Source organism: Prevotella rectalis (assembly GCF_900607215.1).
GTDB classification, from domain to species: domain Bacteria; phylum Bacteroidota; class Bacteroidia; order Bacteroidales; family Bacteroidaceae; genus Prevotella; species Prevotella brunnea.
The window spans coordinates 199,991-200,937 of record NZ_LR027821.1 but is presented as its reverse complement, the minus strand read 5'-3'; the positions used below and the strand labels follow the sequence as shown (position 1 = coordinate 200,937).

Below are 947 nucleotides of genomic sequence, written 5' to 3'. Positions count from 1 at the left end.
AGTTTAATTTTTCTCTCGGTCTTTCGTTCAATTTCTTTTGTATCGACATAATTCTCTTGTCTGTGTAATGTTCAAACGAATCCTTTTTCGGTATATATTGTCTGATTAGTTTATTTGTATTCTCAATCGCTCCCTTTTGCCAAGAACAATATGGATCAGCGAAGTATACGGGCACGCCTAAGAACTTGGTAATGTCCTTATGTGCTGCAAATTCAGGTCCGTTGTCTGTTGTAATGGTCTTCAGACAGTCCTTGTATGGTGGCAGCAGTTTCCTAACTACCTTTGCCAGAGGCTTTGACTGCTTTCCAAATGGCAGTTTCTGCATAAGCAGCATATTGGTGGATTTCTCTACCAGTGTGAGTATGGTATGCTGGTCAGGGTCTACGATCAAGTCCATCTCAAAATCTCCGAATCTCTTCCCGTCAACTTCCTTACTTCTTTCATGGATACTCAACCTGTCTTTAATTGGAAGATGTCTGCCCTTGGGACGATGCCTGTATTTCATCTTATGCCTTGTGTGTTTGGCAAGTTCCCCTGTTGTATCATTATGAATGATATTATAAATGGATTGGTGGGACACCTTTATTCCCTCATTCTTGCGCAGATAACCTGATATTTGTCGTGGAGACCACTGGTCATTGGTGATATATTCCTTAATTCTCCAGACTAATTCGTTAGAGAGCCTGGCGTTCTTTACCGTTCTCTTTCTGCGCTGCATAGCCATATCGTGCGCCTTTGTCCAGATATACTTTTCTGATGGCGTGCTGTTGCGTTTGATTTCACGTGATAGTGTTGACTGACTGATGCCGACGATTGTGGCAATCTCTTTTCTCCCTGTTTTCTTTTGGAGTAAGGCGAAAATTTGCGACCTTTGCTCCGAGGTTAATTGATGATATTTCACAATACAAAGTTAATTAATCTTGGGGAGACAGAGGTCTCCCTTTTTT

1 protein-coding gene is annotated in these 947 nt (G+C 41.5%); it reads right to left on the bottom strand.

From position 1 onward, the window contains the following. Positions 1–901 (bottom strand): IS30 family transposase (locus E0E16_RS08060; RefSeq protein WP_130829962.1); only part of this gene is annotated, 901 nt, incomplete at its 3' end. Positions 902–947 lie beyond the last annotated feature (46 nt).